Raw genomic sequence first — 21,053 nt, forward strand, 5'->3', positions numbered from 1 at the left:
GAGATCAGGCTAATCCTCTTCTTAGTTTTTCGAGGTCCTCTTTATTTTTTGCCAGAATAGAATAGCTCATGGCGAGTTTATTGACCTGCGCTTCTATATCGGAGTTGATGTCGATTTCATGTCGGTCGAGGATATGAACCCAGGCAAGTAATTCGGCTGTGGCGGGCAATTTTCTCAAACCTTTGCTTTTGCGTATATCCATAAAGTGATTGATGGCATCTGCCAGCATACGGGATCTGAATGTATCGCTGAGCGCCAAACGGTTGGTGATGATTTTTTCCAGTGTTTCTTTATCAGGAAAGGGAATATGGTAATAGACTACCCGTCGCAGAAAAGCATCAGGCAGGTTTTTCTCTGAGTTGCTGGTGAGGATCATAATCGGCCGGTTTGGTTTGGCTGCTTCAAAGAAATCACCGGTCTCTTTCACATAAAAATTCATATTCTCCAGTTCATTGAGAATATCATTGGGTAAATCTCTGGGGGCTTTATCTACTTCATCAATGAGTACAATCGACCGTTTTTCCCTGGATTCGATAATAGCTTCGCCCATTGCTTCATATTTGATATATTCCCGTATATCTATTTTGGCTTTGTCGCGCAGCTGGGCATCGTGGAAATGTCCGAGAGAGTCATACCGGTAAAACATATCACGGGCAGAGGAGGTGGTTTTCGTATGAAAGACCTTTGGCATTCCAAGGCCGAGTTCATGGGCAATACTATAGGCCAGCCGGGTTTTTCCTGTGCCGGGTTCTCCGGTGAGTAGCAGGGGTTGGCCGAGTGCGATAGCAACATTTACTGCATCGCGGAGTGCAGGGGCGGCAACGTATCCTTCGGGTGCCTCCATTCTGGTGATTTTTTCAAATTCAGGTAGTGTAATGTTCCTGTCTTTGATGGTGCTTCCATCACCTTTGTAGATCTCAAATGTTTGATTATCAGCCATATCCTTTAGATTATGAAGTCTTACATTTCCTGAAGGGCGTATTTTTCGCGAATTGAATTTACCGCTTGTTTTAAAAATTGCTCTACTTTTGCCATTACCAGCCCATCTTTGATAATGAGATCCTGATTAAATATCTGATCGGGGAGCGCTTGAAAATCGTCAATTTCAGCCAGGTTAGTTTCTATCAGCCAGTCTTCCACATGAGGTTTTCTGACTTTATTTAATTCCGAAAGCAGCACGCAGGTTTTGCTAAACTCTGTTGCCAGCTGGTTGAGTTCTGCGATTATTTTACTTTTATAGTATTGGGAAGAAAATAGTTTGCTTACAAAGTTCCCTTCTTTTACTTCCTCCGAATAAAGTACATTTATAAATATAACAAATTGTGGCGCATCGGGATTGTCATTGATGACATTCCAAAAATTTCCGATATACCAGCGGATGAGATCAGCGGTAGATTTATTCCAGTATTCACCCGGAATATTATGTTGCATGATGATAGCATCCTGGCCGGAAACAGCCGTATGATTCATTAGATCCCTGGCCGAAAGTTTTTCGACTGGTTTACCTGCCCAGTTCAATCCTTCAAAGTACTCTGCTATTCTGACTTTCAGGAGCGTTTCGAGGTCACCTTTAAATGGCCAGTTTTTAATTTCTATGGGACGTATATATCGTTTTTTTCCACCTATATATTCGTAGCTAAACCTTGTGATCAGACTTTCATGTTTTTCATCGCGGTGGCCGTGGATGATATAAATTTTGGGTTGGCTGGCACTGGTCTGCACATGGCTGGAAACAAATTCATCGTTTTGCTGATATCTGTTGCACAGGATATGTGCATACTTTCCGATTTTGATATCTTCTACCTGAAATTCTGATTGTTTGCCTGGATTTATCCGCCATTCTGAAGGAGGGTCGGGGTAGATATCCCAGGGGTAAGCGGTAGGTTCTGTGGTCAGATCTTCGAGATAAAGGCCTCGGTAATTTTTGGCGCCGGTGAGGGTCAATATTTCTGCACTGGCATCGGTAAATGATTTCTGGATCGATGCGTATCCACCGATGCCTTTATAAAACCTGATAGCAAATCTTTGAGCAATGGCATCATTAATTTTATCAGAAGTTGCGATTACGGAAGGGATGCCGGCAGCCCGGAGATCCAACGCCTGGTTTTGGGTAGAACAGCCATTCAGGAATACCAGTTCGAGGTTGGCCTGGTTTCCAAGGAAACGGGAAAAGCCATCAGAATTGGCTATTTGGACGTGGTTGTTTTCTGACTCAAGCAGCAACTGGTAGCTATCGGCATGGCCACCATAGTGAAAAACCCTGATTCTGCCGCTGTATTCGGGATCCTGAAATACATCGATAATATCGGCCAGTGTAGCATTTGCACGTTCAACGATATCTACTGCTTTTGCCTGTTTTGCTGCGGACAATGAGTTTCTTATCCCACGCAATTCTTGCGCAAGTCCTCTCAGGTATCGGGCTGAATCTACCTGATCATTGGCGAAGGCGAGGAATATGACCGGTCTGCGGTCGGGCATCAGGAATCTGTAACGCTAAATGGTATTAAGACCGAATAGTTCAACAACGCAGTAAATTAAAAATTATGCACGATTATTAATAATTTTTAATGGAGTTAACCAGGCAATAAGGTCAGATTATTCCATGTAGCGGGCCACCCTTCGCTGCCAGTTGATCTACTTTCCGGGAAATTTCCGGATCTTCAATCAAAGGCGGTGCGTGATGAGGTTTGATCCGGGCATCAATAATCAATGCACCATGGCATCCCCAGTGTTTATGTTCAGTAAAACTGTAAACGCCATATATATCATGAGACGGATTAGATCTGGTAAATGTAACCCACAGGAAGTTGTTGAGGGTATTTGCAGTGAAATCACTATCATCCACCAGGACTATCATCGGCAGATCTTCCGGGAGCATGACCTCGTTCATGAAATCCGCAAAATCTTGCGCCTGTTTTTCTCCTGAAGCAAGGTTTTCGTAGGCAGGTGCCTGAACGGCCATTATTCCCGGGAGTGCAATTTGAGGGTTGGAGAACCCTTCAGGGAGTTTCAATCTGGGTGGCAATTCTGTCCTGAGGTTTCGTTTAACAGAACCTGCGGCTGCAATAACAACTTTTGATCCGGCATTCAGACCTGTTCCCGAGTAGTCAAGGGTATCAATGGTCGTTTTGGTCTGAAAATGAAGATCACGTCGCCAGTCAACTCTTTGGAGAACATGACTAAAAAACGCCTGAAGGTTGCTGATATTGAGCGCAGGGGCATCTTCCTTTGCGATGATCATCAGGTACTTGGCGAGAGAGGCCTGATTGAACCCCAGAATTGCATTGGCAATGGTCAGGATTTCCTTAGGGGAACGATCCTGATAAGGCACATATCGTTCGCTGCCAATAGCAAGCAGAAGTGGATGAACTCCTGCGGCATCTACAGCATGCATGGCGTGGAGGCCCGGAACTGAAACCGGAACCATTGCTTCGGTGACTTCGTGAATAAGATGGCCAAAACTTGTGTCTTCCTGTGGCGGTCTTCCGACTACTGTAAAAGGCCAGATGGCATTTTTTCTATGATATACGGCTTCCACCTTCATTACAGGAAATTCATGGGTGAGGCTGTAGTAACCCAGATGGTCGCCAAAGGGCCCCTCCGGTTTGGTTTGGGTAGGATCAATTTCGCCTACAATACAGAAATCAGCGTCAGCAGAAAGTATATGGCCATTTTTTCGCACATAACGAAAATTTCTACCGGCAAACATACCCGCAAACATCAGCTCAGAAAGCCCTTCTGGCAGTGGCATAACAGCGGCAAATGTATGCGCAGGTGGGCCTCCGACAAATATACTGACTTTCAGTTTTTCCCCTCTTGCCCGTGCTTTTGCATGATGTACGCCGATTCCCCGCTGAATCTGGTAGTGCAGGCCAATTTCTTCATTCGGGATATATTCATTTCCTGAGAGCTGAATCCGGTACATACCAAGGTTTGATTTCATCACTCCCGGCTTTTCCGGGTCTTCAGTAAAGACCTGAGGCAGCGTGATATATGCACCACCGTCCATTGGCCAGGATTTTAGTTGGGGAAGTTGGCTGATGGAAGTTTGCCCGTGAAGGACAGGCGCTTTGAACAAAGATTTTGCCGGAAGTGCCCGGATTGCAGTGAACGGTGCACTCAAAAAACTACCAGGAGCCCGCAGAAAGCTAGTTGGATCCGCTTTCAACTGAACCACTTTCTTTACCTGGTTAATCGTAGAACGGAAGATGAATTCACTGCGTTCCAGCGTACCAAACAGGTTGGCGACTGCGGGAAATGGCGATCCTTTCACTTTTTCAAAAAATATGGCAGGGCCCTGTGCGGCATAAGCACGGCGTTGAATTTCCGCCATTTCAAGGTATGGATCCACTTCATTGGAAATACGAACCAGGTGGCCATTTTTTTCCAGATCAAGGACACATTGGTATAAACTTTTATATCGCAAGCTGAATAAGTTTTGATTGGTAAATATAGAATAAAACCACAGGAAAGATGGATTGTTCAGCAAATTAGCTATTGTCACCCAGAAGACTTTCCGCTACAAAAGTGATTATTAAATTGAGTCCAAATTTTTATATGATGATTCGCAGAATTTACCTCGTGATCTCCATTTGGGGAATGATGATACCTACTTCCTACGCACAATCTGCTTATCGGCATTTATTGCTGGAACATTTTACGAATACCCGTTGTGTATTGTGCCCTGCCCGGAATGCACAATTATATTCGCTGCTCGATCAGTATCCCGGGCAGGTGCATCATATTTCGATTCATCCCAGTGTGCCATATAATAATTGCGTCCTGTATCAGCATAATCCGGTGGATAATAATGCCCGGAAAGACCTATATGGCGTAAATGCTACGCCCAGGGCATTTTTATGGGGTGTTTCTTCATCGGCAGGGACGACACTTTTACCGGAGACAACCCTGCTCAATAGCCTTGGTAAAACAGCTGTGATGGGTCTGACGGTGAATGAAGATGGTCTCGGCCCATTGCCCCAGGTAATGGTAGATATTCGCACATTTGAGACACCAGACTCAGGGGAATACCGACTCTTTGTGGCCATTGTGGAGAGAATCGTAGATTATGCAGCTCCCAATGGGGAGACCGAACACCGGAATGTCTTTCGTATGATGTTGCCTAATGCCGATGGCGAAACATTTACCCCGCACGAAAAAGGGGGGGCAGCATCATTTTCTTATACCTACACGCCTGACGCCGAATGGGATATGGCTCAAATCTATGCTGTGGCATTTGTGCAGAATATGACGACAAAAGAAGTTTTAAATTCGGGTACGGCTTCCGATCTGAGATTAAGTCTTATTGCATCATCAGACGGGATGGCGGTTGCGCAAGCTTTAGGCGGAATACCTCCATACACCTATCAATGGAATGATCCTGACTCACAGACAACAGCTGCAGCGATAGGGTTGGGGTTAGGTTTATATACGGTAAGGGTCACCGATTCCGTTGGTGTAACCATGAGTGATACGGTAAGAATTCAGACAGCTACTGCATTGGTAGATGAAAATGAATACGATCTAAAGGTTTTTCCCAGCCCGGCCAAAGAAAAATTGTTTGTGGATTCAAGGTTTCCTGTCAGCCAGATATACCTGGTAGATTTAAATGGAAGAAAAGTTGGCGATTGGAAGTTGGTACCCGGAGAATCGATAACTCTAAACCTGCCATCAGTGGAGTCCGGCATATATTTTCTGCGAATCTACACCCGGGGAAATGTAATAGACAGGAAAATTTTTGTTGAATAAGCCCTTGGGGAAGTGCTTCAATCAATGTTGTTACTTTTTGTAGGATTTCTGGGGAGATTTTTATTAATTAGTGTCATTATTCTGGGAATTTTTTTTTAACTTGACCCCCGTTAACGGGGGTCAGCCGCCAGAATCCTGATTTTAGCCACTCCCCGGAAATTTACCCTACAACAAAATGTGAACCTCCAATATTCATATTAACCTGTTTGGCGTAAATTTTGCTTTATTTTTCTAAACACACCCTGCCAGCTTCGCGTTCACTGATTAAAAATTATTTATTTGGCGGAAAATTTCTACTTTTTTCAGTTTTTGTAAACATACTCAGGTTTTGGTTTTCGTATGACGAGACCTTTAACCCTTTGTATTGTCTCTGGATTAAAACCCAAACGCCATGAACGTGAACATGATTTCCCGCGCAAGCTACCTATGGATTTTGTCTGTCCTGTTCGTTTTTACAGGAATTGCATTCTCCTCATCCCGTGTCATTGCCCAGCCACAACGTAGCTGTGGTACAATGGATTATTTGAACCAACAGATATCCTCAGATCCCAGCCTCCGTATGCGAATGCGGCAGATTGAAGATGAGACACAGATGAATGCAAAATCTGCTTTTCACCGGGTTTCCGGAAAAATAACTATTCCGGTAGTAATACATGTCGTTTACAGAACACAGGAGGAAAATATTACAGATCAGCAGATTCTGTCCCAAATTCAGGTCTTAAATGAGGATTTTCAAAGGCTGAACCCCGATCGCAATCAAACTCCAGCAGAATTTCTCTCCGCTGCTGCTAATACAGGTATTTCTTTTCAACTGGCAAATACTGACCCTTCCGGAAATCCAACCTCGGGCATTCTCCGTTACCGTACAACACAGTTCGCCTTCTACTCTCACAATAATGGCGTGAAATACAGTGCAATGGGGGGCGTAGATGCATGGCCGACAACAGATTATCTTAATATATGGGTATGTAATCTCGGAATGGGTATCCTCGGATATGCGCAATTTCCCGGAGGGCCTGCTGAAACAGATGGCGTAGTGATTGGCTATCAATACTTTGGCCGAATTGGCAATGTCACGGCTCCCTTTAATAAAGGCAGAACCTCGACTCATGAAGTAGGACATTGGCTGAATCTTCGCCATATCTGGGGTGATGGCCCCTGTGATGTGGATGATTTTGTAGAAGATACCCCCCCTACAGATAAACCTAACCATGGATGCGCCAGCGGACATTATTCCTGCGGAGCACTGAGTATGGTGCAGAATTTTATGGATTATACAGACGATGCCTGTATGAATCTCTTTACCCGAGGGCAGTCAGAGCGTATGCGTACACTTTTTGCACCCGGTGGCTACCGCCGGACGCTGTTGTTTTCACGTGGACTTCAACAAAGCACGATCCCTGAAACACCCATTGCATTTGAACCTCCCAAAGAGTTGAATGTAACCGAGCTGTCAGAAACCGTGGCCCGCCTTTCCTGGTCAGAAGTGCCCTATGCTGAAAGTTATAATGCACGCTTCCGGAGAGCAGGCGCCGGAGATTGGTCTTCACGCAATTTTGAACAAAACTTTGTCCGCACAACCGGTCTGAGAGCCTGTACAGACTATGAGTTTCAGGTTGAGAGTGTTTTTGAGGGCAATGGAACAGGATATTCCGAAGTGAAATCTTTTCAAACGCTGGGCTGTACTGCCGTACCTGTAAGCAATGGCCATAATTCTGATGATGTCCCTACCGGACTTACTGCTTCCAATATCTTTAACGATCAGGCCACGATTCTGTGGAATGAAGTTTCCGGAGCCACAAGCTATAAGCTTCAATATAAAGCCGCAGGCTCCGGACAAGTAATTTCCAAAGTCGTCACTACCAATTCTACCGCTATTTTTGGCCTTTCTGCCGGAGTTGTCTATCTATATCGGGTAAGGGCTAATTTTGGGAACAGCTCTGGCGCGTACTCTGCTACCGCCTTTTTTATGCCCGGGGCTTTTGCCAGTAGATTACGGACAAGTGAGGGAAATATGGAGTACGTTCGTACCATGTCCAATCCCGCTACCGGCAAACTTCAGGTAGAATATAGCCTGCCTGTTGAAGGGGTAGTGGAAATCTCCGTTTTAGATGTGAATGGCGAAGTAATTATGTCGTTTCCTTCTCTGACAATTCAGCAGGGGGTGCCATTTGAACTTGATACCCGGACACTTCGGAGAGGGAATTACCAGCTCCGAATCTCGGATCCCGATGGGTTTTATCAGGTAAAGGAATTTATCCTCAGGTAGATATAACCTGATAGAATATTACTTTTGATATTTGCCTCTCATGTGATAAGCCTTTGGCCTCACAAATGCCCGTATTCCGTGGTACGAAAGGGTCGCCCCCAAGCCTGAGTGCTGACGTCCCGACCACGGGAGTTTTGCACTGACCCTGTCACAGCAATTCCAGTAAACCGTACCTGTATTCATTTGTGCAAGTATGGGAGCAGCACTTTCATAGCTGTCTGAATATACTGCTGCCGTCAGACCATAGGGGGTATCGAGCATGAGTTTCACCGCTTCTTCGTCAGACTTGACTTTTTGAATGCCGATGACCGGCCCAAAAGATTCTTCTGTCATCAAACGCATCGTATGATTGACATCTGTAACAACCGTTGGTATAAAATAGTAACCCAGGCCTTCCCACCGCTCTTCACCAAATACAATTTTCCCACCTTTTAAGATGGCTCTTCCAACCTGCTGCTGCAAAAATGTGACCTGGTCTTTCCTCACCAATGGCCCCACCATCGTATCTTTTAGCATGGGGTCGCCAATTTTCCACTTCGCACTCTCCGCAACAAATGCCTCCAAAAATGGCTTGTACACATCTTTGTGCACATAAATCCGTTCTACTGCACAACAACTCTGGCCACCATTGTAAAAAGCGCCCTCTGCCGCCGCAACTGCTACCGCTTCGATATTGTGATTGTCTGCATTTACATACAATGGGTCTTTTCCTCCCAGTTCCAACTGGCAGGGCACCATTTTATGTGCTACTTTTTCATATATATATTTTCCGGTTTTGTAAGAGCCTGTGAAAAAATAACCGTCTAACGGTAGTTCCAGCAGGGCTTCTCCCGCTTCTTTTCCGCCTGTTACTACCTGGAAGATATCTGTTGGAATACCGGCCTCATGGAGCAATTGTTCAATTTTTAACCCCGTTAGAGTTGTGTACTCTGAGGGTTTGTAAAGCACAGCATTTCCTCCGATCAATGCCGGAATAAATACATTCACCCCTACCAGATAAGGATAGTTCCAGGCCGAAATATTGCCAATTACGCCCAGAGGTTCATAGACAATTTTTTCTCCCAAACCATCATCCGTAGTCATCCACTCTTCGGTCAGCCACTTCTCCGACTGCTCAATAAAAAACCGGATCCTGTTGCGGGCTCCGTTTAGCTCATTGTGCGATTGCCATAATGGTTTGCCCATCTCGCTGGTTAATGTCTGAGCCAGTTCTTCGGCATTCTTTTCCAGTAAAATATCAAATCTTTGAATAGCCGCAATTCGCTCCTTTACAGGCACTTTCGCCCATGAAGGTTGGTTTTTTCGCGCAGTCTGGTATATCGTCCGTATGATTTCAGGTGCGTCAGTTTCAATCGTTGCGATGACCGATTCAGTAGCCGGATTAATAATTTGCATGGGAGGTATTTAATATTGTTACAAATATATATACCTATTTGCGATCAGCCACAAAAAAAGACAGCAGACTTTACATCTGCTGTACTTTACCGTAAATATTTACAATCCTAATGCCTTCTTATGTACTTAAGATGCTATGATCTGTCAGAGGTCACTATATATTTATTTTTTCTGCTGTTGCGTGCATTAGTAAATCGTAAAATATCATCTATTTCTGTGTGCAGGAAATGGTAAATTTACCATCCTAATCAACAAACTATGATCTCAGTCCCTCAACGGATGATTGGTTTTTATACTTCCGGACAAAAAGGTCCTCTGCTTTTTTTTATAGGGGGAATCCACGGCAATGAACCTGCCGGAGTGATTGCGCTTCAACGGGTATTTAATAAGTTATCGGGCTTGTCCCTTCCGTTTGCCGGAAAATTTGTCGGAGTCTGCGGAAATATGCCGGCACTCTCCAACGGTATCAGGTATATAGATAGGGATTTGAATCGCCTTTGGTCTCAGGTGGAAATAAATCGGATAAAAGCTACCCCGGAATCGGAGCTGAATTCGGAGGAAAAGCAGTTGCTAGAGCTGCTGGATATCATTGAATCAACGTTTGATGGTTCCTGTTCTCCCGAAATTTTGATCGACCTTCATACCACTTCTGCTTCCAATGGTCTCTTTAGTATTGTTACGGAAGATGCCGATAACGCTCGTCTTGCTTCTTCACTGTACGCACCAGTGATTCTCCGGCTGACAGATTCGCTTGCCGCTACCACAAATATTTTTGCAAAAAACCGCGGATATAAATCACTTGCATTTGAGGCAGGACAACATGCTGATCCGACTTCCATCGACAACCATGAGGCTGCTATCTGGCTTTTGCTGGAAGCTACAGGTTGTCTTCATAAAGACGATGTCCCTGAATTTGATCGCTGGCAGTCTCAATTGATACACGCATCAAAAGGGCTTCCCCGTTATGTGGAGGTCATTTACCGCCATGAAATTTCAATGGCGGATGGCTATGAAATGTATCCGGGTTTTGCCAATTATTCGAAAGTCAAAGCGGGAGATGTGGTTGCTAAAGACCTAAAAGGACCGGTCACCGCTCCTGCCGATGGCATGATGCTGATGCCACTCTACCAACCACAAGGGGAAGAGGGGTTTTTCCTGATTCAGGAACTGGAAAAACCGTTTTTCTGATTGAATTTTACCGTTCAACAGGTTTGTCCACGACGATTCTTTCTTCCCGGTTGGCAATCTCCCACGCAGTGTAAAATACCTGCCGGGCAATTTTGGCCGTTTTCTCAAAATTGATTTTCTCTACATCATCGGTCGGTTTGTGATAATCCTTATGTGTACCGGAGAAATAGAAAATAACCGGGATGCCGTTTTTGGCAAAATTGTAATGATCGCTCCGGTAATAAAACCGCTGAGGGTCATTATCTGCATCATATTTGTAATCCAGAATAAGACCGGAGTACTCTTTGTTTACCCGCTCACTGATCGCATGAAGTTCTGTACTCAGTCTTTCGGAGCCAATGACATAGGTATAATTGGCTGAGTCAGGAGAATTTTCATATTTGCTGTCAATCCTTCCAACCATATCAATATTAAGATCGACCACCGTATTTGCCAGCGGGTATAGCGGGTTACTGGTATAATATTCTGATCCCAACAATCCTTTTTCTTCACCTGATACAAGCATAAAAAGCATACTGCGTCTGGGTCTGTGACCAGCCTCTGCTGCAAGGGCAAATGCCTCGGCAATTTCCATAATCGAAGATGTACCAGATGCATCGTCGTCTGCGCCATTATTTACCTCTCCGTTTCTGCTTACACCGATATGGTCGTAGTGGGCTGTGAGTACCAATAGTTCATCTTTTTTATCAGTACCTTCAAGATATGCCAGGACATTTTCGCCACTTTTTACGGATCCCTGGATGTCTGCGGAAAGAGAAAAATTCGCTTTTTTAAAATCTAAAACAGCAGGTTTGTCGGATGTCGCCAGTTCTTTTTTCAGATTTTCGGCTTTTGCTTTTGCCAGCCCCAGTAAATAATTGCCTGCAGTTTCAGAAAGGTATATTCCCGCCATCGATACGGTTTGTTCTCCTGTTATAGACATCGAGCTTCTTCCTGCAAATCGTTTGACAACCGTGAATACAGAGTCTGGAAGAATGAGCATGAAGGCTTTTGCGCCGGCGGCTTTATAGGTTTCTCCGCGGCTTCTCCATTCTCTGAGCTGATCCAGAAGCCGGATAGATGTCTCTGCCCCGGGATTGGGATCTCCTGCAAAAACTACCACGAGTTTGTCCTTCACATCAGTATGACGGAAATTGTTGTAGCTTTCTGACGAAAGACCATAACCGCCAAACACAATGTCCCCGGTCAGTTGTGGAGGAAGCCCCGGCCCGTAGTAGGAAAAATCATCTTTGAATGCGAATGTTTTTTTCCCGATGGACATCGTTGCCTCATTTACGCCTGACTGGTTGAGGTAAAATTGCTGGAAATAACTGCCAGATTCCGGAACACCACCCGGAAGTCCCATTCGCAAAAACTGCGATTTGATATACAGACCGGCGATTTTCTGTCCACGCTCACCGGTTTCCCGACCTTCTACCAGATCATCTGCGAGAAAGGATATATGTGCTTTTATATCCCGTGCTTCAATGGTTTTTCCAAATGTTAATGCATTTTCATCAACCTGGGAAAACCCTGATAAAGCAGTCAGTATTGAAAGTAGGATCGTATAAAATGACTTCATATTAATTCGAATTGGTGTTCCGGAAATGTAGCAAAATCTAACAATTTATCACAATGCAGCAATGATTCCAGCAAATTCGGCAGCATTCATACTGGCTCCTCCGACTAAACCACCATCTATATCCTCTTGAGAGAATAATTCTGCTGCATTGGCTGCTTTGACACTGCCTCCATATAACAAGGAGATCTGATCCGCTACACCATCACCATATTTTCCGGAAATCAGAGACCGGATAGTAGCATGCACTTCCTGCGCCTGAGCCGGGGAAGCAGTTTTGCCTGTACCAATTGCCCATACAGGTTCGTAGGCTATAATCAGCTTGCTGAAATTTTCTGCATCGAGATGAAAAGCACCTTCGCTGAGTTGTGTGCTGTTTACCTCCATGGTTTTACCAGACTCGCGCTCTTCGAGCGTTTCTCCAATACAATAGATGGGTACAAGTCCGTGTGCAAGTGCCCGATTGATTTTGGCTGCCAGAATAGCATTGGTTTCTCCAAAATATTGTCTTCTTTCCGAATGACCAATGATAACATGGGTCACACCGATAGAAGTGAGCATGGCGGCAGAGATTTCGCCAGTATATGCACCGCTTTCTTCCTGATGCAGGTTTTGGCCTGCTACAAAAACCCGGTCGTTGGATGCCGCAAGCTCTACCACTTTGCTGAGATAAGGATAAGAAGGAGCGAAAATAACCTGAGCATTTTCTTTGGTATTTCCTTCAAAAGCTTCCAATACACCGCCTGCAAGGCTCCATGCTTCGGCGGCAGTAAGGTTCATTTTCCAGTTTCCGGCTGCAATCTTTTTGCGCATAGGGGTTTTTATTAATGATTCTAAAGTCTGATTTCTGAATTATGTATGTTAAGTTCCCGTGAGCGATATTTTTCGGTGATTTCAAACACTTTGGCCAGGATCATTTTTTCTTCATGATCAAAGAGAATTCCCTTCCTCATCATGACTTTTTCGGCTACTTCAAATGCTTTTTCCAGGCGGTAGGTAGTGGTCTCTTCCCCCCCTCCCCAGGAAAAGTCGGGAATATATGACCTGTGAAATCCCGATCCAAATATGTTGGCAAAAACCCCTACTACCGTGCCGGTATTAAACATGGTATTGATGCTGCATTTGCTATGGTCAGCCATCATGAGTCCGCAAAATTGTTTTCCCGTATCGCGAAATGTTTCAGTAGGGTAGTGCCATAGTTTTACATTCGCATAGTTGTTTTTTAGGTTGGAGGAATTGGTATCTGCACCGAGATTACACCAATAACCTAGTACCGCATTGCCTAAATAACCTTCGTGTCCTTTATTGGAATAGCCCATCAGAACAGAATTGGCAATTTCTCCCCCAACTTTACTATGCGGGCCAATGGTGGAATCCCCTCTGAGTTTGGCGCCCATATTTACATGTGCATAGTCACAGATAGCATGAGCCCTGCGGATAATGGCCCCTTCATTGATTTCCACATTTTTCCCTAAAAATATGGGGCCATCTTCCGCATTGAGTACGGCTGCGCGAATTTTTACACCCGGGCTGACAAAAATATTATCTGCGCCGTAGATTCTTGTGTGAGGGTCATCAATTTTGGCCGAGGTTTCCGTACGTGTGATCAACTCAAAATCAAAGCAGATCCATTGATCGTTGTCCTTAAAAATATCGGGAAGGCAACGGATGGCGGAGGGAGAGATTTCCGTTTTCTCTGCTTTTAAACCCAGGTGTTCCAACAACCCCCGGTCTATAATGCCCCGGTGATCGGCAGGTATCAGAGTGGGCGAAAATCTGGCGACAAGTACTTCCTTTTCAGGACTCAGATAGTAGGTGTTTGGGGCCGATTCGTTGGCCAGGTGGCGAAGCTCAGGTTCAGGAAGAAACTTCCCATTCACCCATACGGCTTCAGCCGGAGGCAGTTCATCATTAAATCTTACACCCAGGTAGTCATAAGAAAGCCGTAGGCAGGATTTGCCCGTTGTGCGGCGCCATCTTTCGATTTGGGTAAAAATTCCTTTCCGGATTTCAAAAACCGGGCGGGTAAAGGTAAACGGAAGCAGGTCGAAATGGGAGGTGTCTTCAAAAAGGATATAGGTCATGGTTGGGAATTTGAGGTAAAAATAACACAAGAAGAGCAGTTCTTTAGAACTGCTCTTCTCCAAATCTTTCCTCAAAAGCAGGAAAATTCCTACTGTTTGTTATTTTTATTGCCGTAACGGCTATAAAATTTATCCACGCGACCGGCAGTATCCACCAATTTTTGTTTTCCAGTGAAAAATGGGTGGGAATCACTGGAGATTTCCAGTTTCACGAGGGGATACTCATTGCCGTCATCCCAGGTAATAGTTTCTCTGGTTTTTACGGTTGAACGGGTTTTAAAGGAGAAATCCGTAGAAATATCCTTAAAAATCACTTCTCTGTATTCTGGATGAATGTCGTTTTTCATTACGTCTCAATTTTTGCACTGCAAAGATAGAAGAATGATTGTAAATAAACAATTGCAAAAGGTAAATTTTCGTTTGGGTCTTGAAAAGGAAAATCTTATTTTTGCTATCGACGCTGTATTCCTGCTTATGAAAGGAAGATATATTACCGGTATACTGATTCTTCTCAATATCCTTCTCCTGACTTATATGGTCCAGGGGCAGAATGTATTGCTTAACTATTTTAGCCTCGCTTCGGATGGCGCCGATATTCTATTAGAATGGGAACTGCCCGACGAAGCAAATGTGGTAGAATACAGAATCTTTCGCCGGATAAACGAGGACACCAATCAGGATCACGTGGTTACCATCCCTTCAGATGGTACCGGTAAGTACCAGTACCTCGACGATGGGATTTTCAAAACCACCTCCCGTGTACTGCATTACGATCTTCAAATTATCACTGCCGGTAAAACCTATACCTTTACCAGTAGTGTCTCTCACAATCCTACCTCCATTCAGCGAACCTGGGGAAGTATAAAGTCGATGTTTAAGCCGTGAGGTATATCCTATGATCCGTTCAAAAATTGTCCTGAACTGGCTGGCAACTGCTGCCTTATTCTTTTTGTATGTACCTGTTTTTGCACAGACGTACTGCACAATAGAAAATAAAGCCCGCTGCGAATCACTACTGACTGATTTCCATCAGGCAGGCTGGCAATCACTTCCTGTAAGTGCTGTCGCTATGGAAGTCGGGAAAAAATTGCTCGGAACCCCCTATGTCGCCAAAACACTGGAAATAGAAGGTGCCGAACAATTGGTCGTCGATCTCTCCGGACTTGACTGTACTACCTTTCTGGAAAATGTCGTGGTGTTTTCCCGCCTGATAAAAAAGGACAAACTCGACTTTGAATCCTTTAGCCGAGAACTCGAAAACCTGCGGTACAGAGATGGTCAGCTTGACGGGTATGACTCCCGCCTTCATTATTTTTCTGACTGGATCTTTCACAACCAGCAAAAAGGAATTATTAAAGATGTGACAAAGGCTTGTGGTGGAAAACCGTATGTAAAGCCAATCAATTTTATGTCCACCCATACTTCAGCTTACCGCCAGCTGGCAGACAGCGCGTTTGTTCGTTCTATCCGGCTTGCCGAAAAGGATATCAATTCACGGGAATACTACTATATACCGAAAGCTGAAATCTTACAGAATGAAAGCCGCATAGAAAGTGGTGACCTGATTGCCATTACTACTTCGATCGCAGGGCTTGATATTGTGCATGTGGGTTTTGCTATCAAGAAAAATGGCCGCACACATTTATTTCACGCTTCTACGGGTTCTATGAAGGTGGAGATTTCTGAAAAACCCATCAGTGAATACCTCGCTGGCAACAAAAACCAGTCGGGTATTATGGTTTGCCGTTTGGTTGAACCATAAAGAAGGGACCATGTAGTATGGTCCCTTGCGTGTTAATCAGCGTCAGAGCTGTGAGTTGATAGTAATCCCTAAATTTCTTTCCAAACCATCGCACTTGCCCCCAAAATAGCGGCATTTACGTCTGGTAGTCCGGATGGAAGAATTTTTACCTTATTTTTGTAAATAGCCAGAAGGTTATCCTCCATATGTTGATAGGTAGGGTCAAGGATCCATTTCCCGGCCTTTGCCACACCTCCAAAAAGGAATATGGATTGGGGGCTGAGGTAGGCAACTGCATCTGATAGCGATTCTCCCAAAATTTTACCCGTATATTCAAAAGCTGCTACAGCTACGGGGTCTCCACTTTCTGCAGCTTCAAAAATGTCTTTTGGCGTAAGTTTTTCGGGTAAAATATGCGCCAGTGGACTTTCATCTTTTGACCCTGCCAACAGTTCCTGAACCGTAAGTACCAGTCCCCGCGCAGAAGCGTAGGTTTCTACACATCCTTTCCGGCCACAGGTGCACATTCTGCCTCCCCTGACTGCACACACATGACCAAATTCGCCCGCAAATCCGTCGTGCCCATAGACAAGTTCGCCATTGACGACAAATCCGCTGCCAACTCCCGTACCCAGGGTAATCATGATAAAATCTTTCAGGCCCTTGGCACCGCCATAGATCATTTCTCCAATCGCAGCTGCATTGGCATCGTTGGTTAGGACTATGGGGACTCCGGGGAAATACTCGCTGAAAAGTTGCGTCATTGGAATTACACCTTTCCACTTCAGGTTGGGCGCATACTCGATCGTTCCCTTAAAATAGTTGCCATTGGGCGCGCCAATTCCTACACCTTTAATTTCTACAGGCTCGGGAAGGGATTCGACGAGGCTATGAATTGCGTTGGAGACTACCCGAACGTATTCTCCCACATCCTCATATTTAGGCGTGGACAGTGAAGTCTCCGCCAATGCATTGCCATGCTGATCTACAATTCCGTATTTGGTATTGGTTCCGCCAATGTCTATACCAATTGCTACTGGGGTCATATGCTTCGCTTAATTCTGTATCTGGTTTTTTTATTCCTGTGCTACAATCTCCGGAGCTTTGCCGATTTTATAACCTTTTAAGCCATAAAACAGGATATATACATAACATAAAATAGGTACAAGGAAAGAAATCTGAAGTCCCGCCGAATCTGCAACTGCTCCCTGAATCAAAGGTACAAGCCCGCCTCCCAGAATCATCATCACCAGCAGGGAAGAGCCCTGAGAAGTGTATTTTCCCAACCCATCAATCGAAAGGGTAAATATATTGGACCACATGATCGAGTTAAACAAACCAATGCCAATCACAGTCCACATCGCGACCGCACCACCTGTACTGACGGTAATCAGCAGCAGCAAAATATTTACCCCCCCAAAAACTGCAAGCGTTTTGGCCGGGAAAGATTGCCCCAGAACAAAAGCACCAATGTTTGCAACTATGAATATCAGAAATGGAAGAACATCGACCAGGCTGAGTGTAAATCCGCTTTTGGTGAGTGCTGCGAAAAAAACAAAAGCAAATACTGCAAGGGTAATCGCCACCATTGTTACAAAAAGTTTTGTATCCAGTTTTTTGGATAGGCTTGCCGCTCCCAGAAACCGTCCGATCATGGCACCTCCCCAATAAAAGGCGAGAAAAACATCCGCCTCATTGGGCTTTAATCCGCCAAGGTTTTCAAGTCCGAGGTAATTGATCAGCGAACTTCCGATCGTTACTTCACCTCCTACATAACAGAATATGGCAAACATACCGAAAACCAGATATGGATATTTGAGCGCTCCGAGACCGGGTTCTACACTTTCTGAGTCTATGGGGGGAAGATTCGTAAACCAGATAACCACACCCACCAGAATAAACATGGCGGCAAAAACAAGGTAAATGGTTTTGACAGACTCAGCCGTAAGTGTGCCAGAGGCATCGACAAAAAAATCAAATACAAAATATCCGCCGATGAGTGGCGCAATGGTAGTTCCAAAAGAGTTGAAGGCCTGAGCCAGGTTTAGACGGCTTGAAGCGGTACGGGATGGCCCGAGTATAGCTACATAGGGGTTGGCCGCAATTTGTAGCAAGGTCAAACCGATTCCCAACAAAAAGAGTGCAGCAAGGAAATATCCATACACCTGATTATGCGCAGCAGGATAAAAAAGCGCGCAGGCTAGTGCCGAAATTCCAAGTCCGGCCATGATGCCGTTTTTATATCCAATTTTTTGAATCGGGTCTCCCGCAGTTGCAGAAATGATAAAGTAGATCAGAGACCCAACAAAATAGGCTCCGAAGAAAAAAGACTGCACCAAATATGCCTCGGTATAGCTCAGGTCAAATACATCTTTCAGATAAGGGATCAAAATATCATTCATACAGGTAATAAACCCCCACATAAAAAACAACAGAAACATTGTGTACAATGCGGTTGGTTTCGCCTCAACGTATTGGGAGGTAGAATTACCGGAAGGAGCAGATGTAGTAGCCATGGGATTAATAATAAGTAGATAATCAGCCCAAACTAAATCGATTTAGGCAAAAAAACAATACTAGTAATTAGGGATTCGCTGAAGGGTAAGGTTTACCTCCGAAATTTTGACATTATTATTAAATGTCTGAATCAGCCGCTTGAGCTTCTCGTCGAGTTCGTTCCGCTTTACATCTACTTTTGCCGTATCTTTGGAAAGCGTTTTGCTTTTATCCAGAATTTCCATCAGCCGGGTATGATAGAGCTTATAGGTAGAAATATATTCATTGCTGATGGACTCTAGTTCCTGCTGAATAAACTGCGCCTGGTTGGCGGCATACAGCGGGTAGTTAAACTTGGGTTCGTTTAACGCTTTCTGGTAATCGATATTTCCTCTCCGATCCTTATATTCATTGACAATTCCATCTAAATGGTAACCAAGTTCTTCCGGGCGATAATATTTTCCCAGAATTTCATGCACTGGAACATTTTCAAGGCTTCCATTGGTCAGGTTGGGATGGAGTGTTGTGACCCTGTCGCTGACAAACGCATCCATGACAGTACGGAGTGCTTCTGTTTTGACCTTTAATTTGTCGAGGTTGGAGTTGAAATCATAACTTGCGCGGGCCAGCGCTTCATAGTGAGAGATATATTTCCCAAGTGCTGCTTTAAACTGTTTCAGGTCATCAACAGAAACTTCCTTTTCTTTCACAACGGTACTTGAGACCAGATCTACAACAGCACTAATAGAGCTCAATGCCGGTACAGAGCTGGTAAGTGCGGTTGTGATCGGGCTTTCAACAATCATCTTTACGATTTCAAGAAATTTACCAGGGTTGCGATCGTTAAATTTGGGATTAGATTTAATGATCTGCTGGTCTATTAAGTCAATGATTTCGGTATTGAGCGAAAAACCGAGATCCTCATTCGTCGGACTGTTGAGCAGGCCAACATCATTGAGATATTCAGATTGGGCCAAAGCAGCGTCAATGGCATCAAAACTATTGATGGAAGCCCTGATAAAACGGGCAGTAGTTACAATTTTTTCCTTCTTTGTCCGGAGACGGGACTCTTTAGACAAAAGATCACTTTCTGTAAGTTTGTTGACCTGCTGGAGACTATTGCTCAGGTCCGTATTTAATCCCGAAATCTGGTTCTGAACATTTTTGTAGTTGGTCTTCACTTTATTGAGCGAATCTTCCAATGCTGCCTTTTCGACCTGAAGCATAAAATATTGCTTATAAATCACGGCGACAGAATCAGAGAGTGACTGCCCCAGGAGCATTTTCCCTGGCAGGAGAATGATAATCAAACTGGCAAAAAATGTAGTTAATCCTTTGATACGCATGAGCAATGGTTTTTGACTGGAAACATTCACTTGGCAAAGCAAATATAAAATTTTTCAGTGCTTCTCATTCTGATCTGAAAAATAAATCCTTTGCCCTTGAGGATATATCATTTAACTAAATCGATTTAGATATATAGTATAAATTTTTATATTTATCCCTAAATCATCGCCCCTGCTTTTTATGAAAAGAACGTCTCTGGCTGATATTGCAGATGCCCTTGGTGTATCCCGGACCCTCGTTTCAATGGTTTTAAACCACCGTGGAGACAAAAATGGTATTAGCAGTGAAACGCAGAAAAAAGTCTGGGAAAAAGCCCGCGAACTCAACTACCAGCCCAATCGTATTGCCAGAGGGCTTCGACTGGGGAAATCCAATACCCTGGGCTTGATTGTCGCCGATATTTCCAACTCGTTTTACGCCCGTATTGCCAGAAGTATTGAAGATGAAGCGGTCAAACATGGATACCAACTGCTGGTTTCCAGTTCCGATGAAAAAGAAAGCCGTGAAAAGGATCTTATTGAGCGTTTCCTTGAGCGCCAGGTCGATGGCTTGATCATTGCCAGCACATTGTCAGATACAGACACCCTGACCGGCCTTTGTCAGCAACAGGTCCCTTTTGTCCTCATTGATCGCTATTTCCCTGATATTCAGACAAACTATGTGATTGTTGACAATGCCTTAGCGGCAGAAAAAATGGTCAGTTACCTGATTGAAAATGGATTTTCGCGCATCGGGCTGCTCACGATTGCACCCGGACATATAAGCTCAATCAATGACAGAGTTAGCGGTTACAAACAGGCGCTGACTAAACATGGAATTGTGTTTGATCCTGATCTGGTAAGGGAAATCTCCTTTGACCGTCTGAATCAAGAAGTGGCCGGCGCCATTCATTCACTGCTTAGTCTTACCAAAAAAGCTGATGCAATTTTTGCGCTCAATAACCATATCGCTGTAGCCTGTCTGGAAAGTCTGTCAGAACTTGGGATTTCGATTCCTGAAGAAGTAGCGCTGGTGAGTTTTGACGATGAAAACCTCTTCCGTTTTTGCCAGCCGCCGATTACGGCTATTTCACAACCGGTAAAAGAGATGGGTAAAAAAGCATTTGAAATTCTGAATCAGGAGATAAACCAAAAAGAATCTACGGAAAACAACCACCAGATTGTTCTTCCCACCAGATTGGAAGTTCGTAACAGCATTAAATAACCCGCGCATCTGGTTTGCAGAGAC

At 44.5% G+C, this 21,053-nt stretch carries 17 protein-coding genes; 6 read left to right on the plus strand and 11 right to left on the minus strand.

The annotated features are described in order from the left end of the window. Positions 1 to 4: 4 nt before the first annotated feature. The 3 genes from R3D00_09830 to R3D00_09840 all read right to left on the minus strand — a co-directional run bounded on the left by R3D00_09830 (position 5) and on the right by R3D00_09840 (position 4,426). A complete protein-coding gene (locus R3D00_09830) occupies positions 5 to 940 on the minus strand; it encodes a MoxR family ATPase (protein ID MEZ4773468.1) in 936 nt (311 codons plus the stop codon). Between the two features lie 20 nt (positions 941 to 960). Continuing rightward, positions 961 to 2,478 (minus strand): CHAT domain-containing protein, encoded by a 1,518-nt coding sequence (locus tag R3D00_09835; protein MEZ4773469.1) that lies wholly within the window; start codon positions 2,476 to 2,478, stop codon positions 961 to 963. A gap of 112 nt (positions 2,479 to 2,590) precedes the next feature. After that, a complete protein-coding gene (locus R3D00_09840; protein ID MEZ4773470.1) occupies positions 2,591 to 4,426 on the minus strand; it encodes a UbiD family decarboxylase in 1,836 nt (611 codons plus the stop codon). Positions 4,427 to 4,557: 131 nt separating this feature from the next. Here R3D00_09840 and R3D00_09845 point away from each other — a divergent pair, with 131 nt between their 5' ends. Continuing rightward, positions 4,558 to 5,748 (plus strand): Omp28-related outer membrane protein, encoded by a 1,191-nt coding sequence (locus R3D00_09845; protein ID MEZ4773471.1) that lies wholly within the window; start codon positions 4,558 to 4,560, stop codon positions 5,746 to 5,748. A gap of 391 nt (positions 5,749 to 6,139) precedes the next feature. Next, positions 6,140 to 8,017, plus strand: a complete 1,878-nt coding sequence (locus R3D00_09850; GenBank protein MEZ4773472.1) for a M43 family zinc metalloprotease — start codon at positions 6,140 to 6,142, stop codon at positions 8,015 to 8,017. Between the two features lie 18 nt (positions 8,018 to 8,035). On the opposite strand, the gene R3D00_09855 is transcribed toward R3D00_09850, so the two are convergent. Beyond that, positions 8,036 to 9,412: an aldehyde dehydrogenase family protein gene (locus tag R3D00_09855; protein ID MEZ4773473.1), complete on the minus strand. Its 1,377-nt coding sequence runs from the start codon at positions 9,410 to 9,412 to the stop codon at positions 8,036 to 8,038. Positions 9,413 to 9,670: 258 nt separating this feature from the next. Here R3D00_09855 and R3D00_09860 point away from each other — a divergent pair, with 258 nt between their 5' ends. Beyond that, positions 9,671 to 10,600 (plus strand): succinylglutamate desuccinylase/aspartoacylase family protein, encoded by a 930-nt coding sequence (locus tag R3D00_09860; protein ID MEZ4773474.1) that lies wholly within the window; start codon positions 9,671 to 9,673, stop codon positions 10,598 to 10,600. A gap of 7 nt (positions 10,601 to 10,607) precedes the next feature. Here R3D00_09860 and R3D00_09865 read toward each other — a convergent pair whose 3' ends face one another. The 4 genes from R3D00_09865 to R3D00_09880 form a co-directional block, all read right to left on the minus strand. After that, positions 10,608 to 12,161 carry a M28 family peptidase gene (locus R3D00_09865; GenBank protein MEZ4773475.1) on the minus strand — a complete coding sequence of 518 codons (1,554 nt, stop codon included), beginning with the start codon at positions 12,159 to 12,161 and terminating at the stop codon, positions 10,608 to 10,610. Positions 12,162 to 12,209: 48 nt separating this feature from the next. Beyond that, a complete protein-coding gene (tpiA, locus tag R3D00_09870; GenBank protein ID MEZ4773476.1) occupies positions 12,210 to 12,971 on the minus strand; it encodes a triose-phosphate isomerase in 762 nt (253 codons plus the stop codon). Positions 12,972 to 12,991: 20 nt separating this feature from the next. Further along, positions 12,992 to 14,242, minus strand: a complete 1,251-nt coding sequence (locus tag R3D00_09875; protein ID MEZ4773477.1) for a putative sugar nucleotidyl transferase — start codon at positions 14,240 to 14,242, stop codon at positions 12,992 to 12,994. Positions 14,243 to 14,331: 89 nt separating this feature from the next. Next, complete coding sequence (locus R3D00_09880) at positions 14,332 to 14,589, minus strand: type B 50S ribosomal protein L31 (protein MEZ4773478.1); 258 nt, start codon at positions 14,587 to 14,589, stop codon at positions 14,332 to 14,334. 34 nt (positions 14,590 to 14,623) lie between these two features. On the opposite strand from R3D00_09880, the gene R3D00_09885 reads away from it, so the two are divergent. Together R3D00_09885 and R3D00_09890 are read left to right on the plus strand one after the other, a co-directional pair. Continuing rightward, positions 14,624 to 15,127 (plus strand): hypothetical protein, encoded by a 504-nt coding sequence (locus tag R3D00_09885; protein ID MEZ4773479.1) that lies wholly within the window; start codon positions 14,624 to 14,626, stop codon positions 15,125 to 15,127. A gap of 10 nt (positions 15,128 to 15,137) precedes the next feature. Continuing rightward, complete coding sequence (locus R3D00_09890) at positions 15,138 to 16,004, plus strand: DUF1460 domain-containing protein (GenBank protein MEZ4773480.1); 867 nt, start codon at positions 15,138 to 15,140, stop codon at positions 16,002 to 16,004. A 68-nt stretch (positions 16,005 to 16,072) separates the two neighbouring features. Here R3D00_09890 and R3D00_09895 read toward each other — a convergent pair whose 3' ends face one another. The 3 genes from R3D00_09895 to R3D00_09905 are packed head-to-tail and all read right to left on the minus strand — an operon-like array spanning position 16,073 to position 19,825. Beyond that, positions 16,073 to 17,029 (minus strand): ROK family protein, encoded by a 957-nt coding sequence (locus R3D00_09895; protein ID MEZ4773481.1) that lies wholly within the window; start codon positions 17,027 to 17,029, stop codon positions 16,073 to 16,075. 30 nt (positions 17,030 to 17,059) lie between these two features. Then, a complete protein-coding gene (locus tag R3D00_09900) occupies positions 17,060 to 18,499 on the minus strand; it encodes a sugar MFS transporter (protein MEZ4773482.1) in 1,440 nt (479 codons plus the stop codon). 60 nt (positions 18,500 to 18,559) lie between these two features. Then, complete coding sequence (locus tag R3D00_09905; GenBank protein MEZ4773483.1) at positions 18,560 to 19,825, minus strand: hypothetical protein; 1,266 nt, start codon at positions 19,823 to 19,825, stop codon at positions 18,560 to 18,562. 181 nt (positions 19,826 to 20,006) lie between these two features. On the opposite strand from R3D00_09905, the gene R3D00_09910 reads away from it, so the two are divergent. Beyond that, complete coding sequence (locus tag R3D00_09910) at positions 20,007 to 21,029, plus strand: LacI family DNA-binding transcriptional regulator (GenBank protein ID MEZ4773484.1); 1,023 nt, start codon at positions 20,007 to 20,009, stop codon at positions 21,027 to 21,029. Positions 21,030 to 21,053: the final 24 nt, after the last annotated feature.

The organism is Bacteroidia bacterium (genome assembly GCA_041391665.1).
In the GTDB taxonomy this organism is placed as follows: Bacteria; Bacteroidota; Bacteroidia; order J057; family J057; genus JAGQVA01.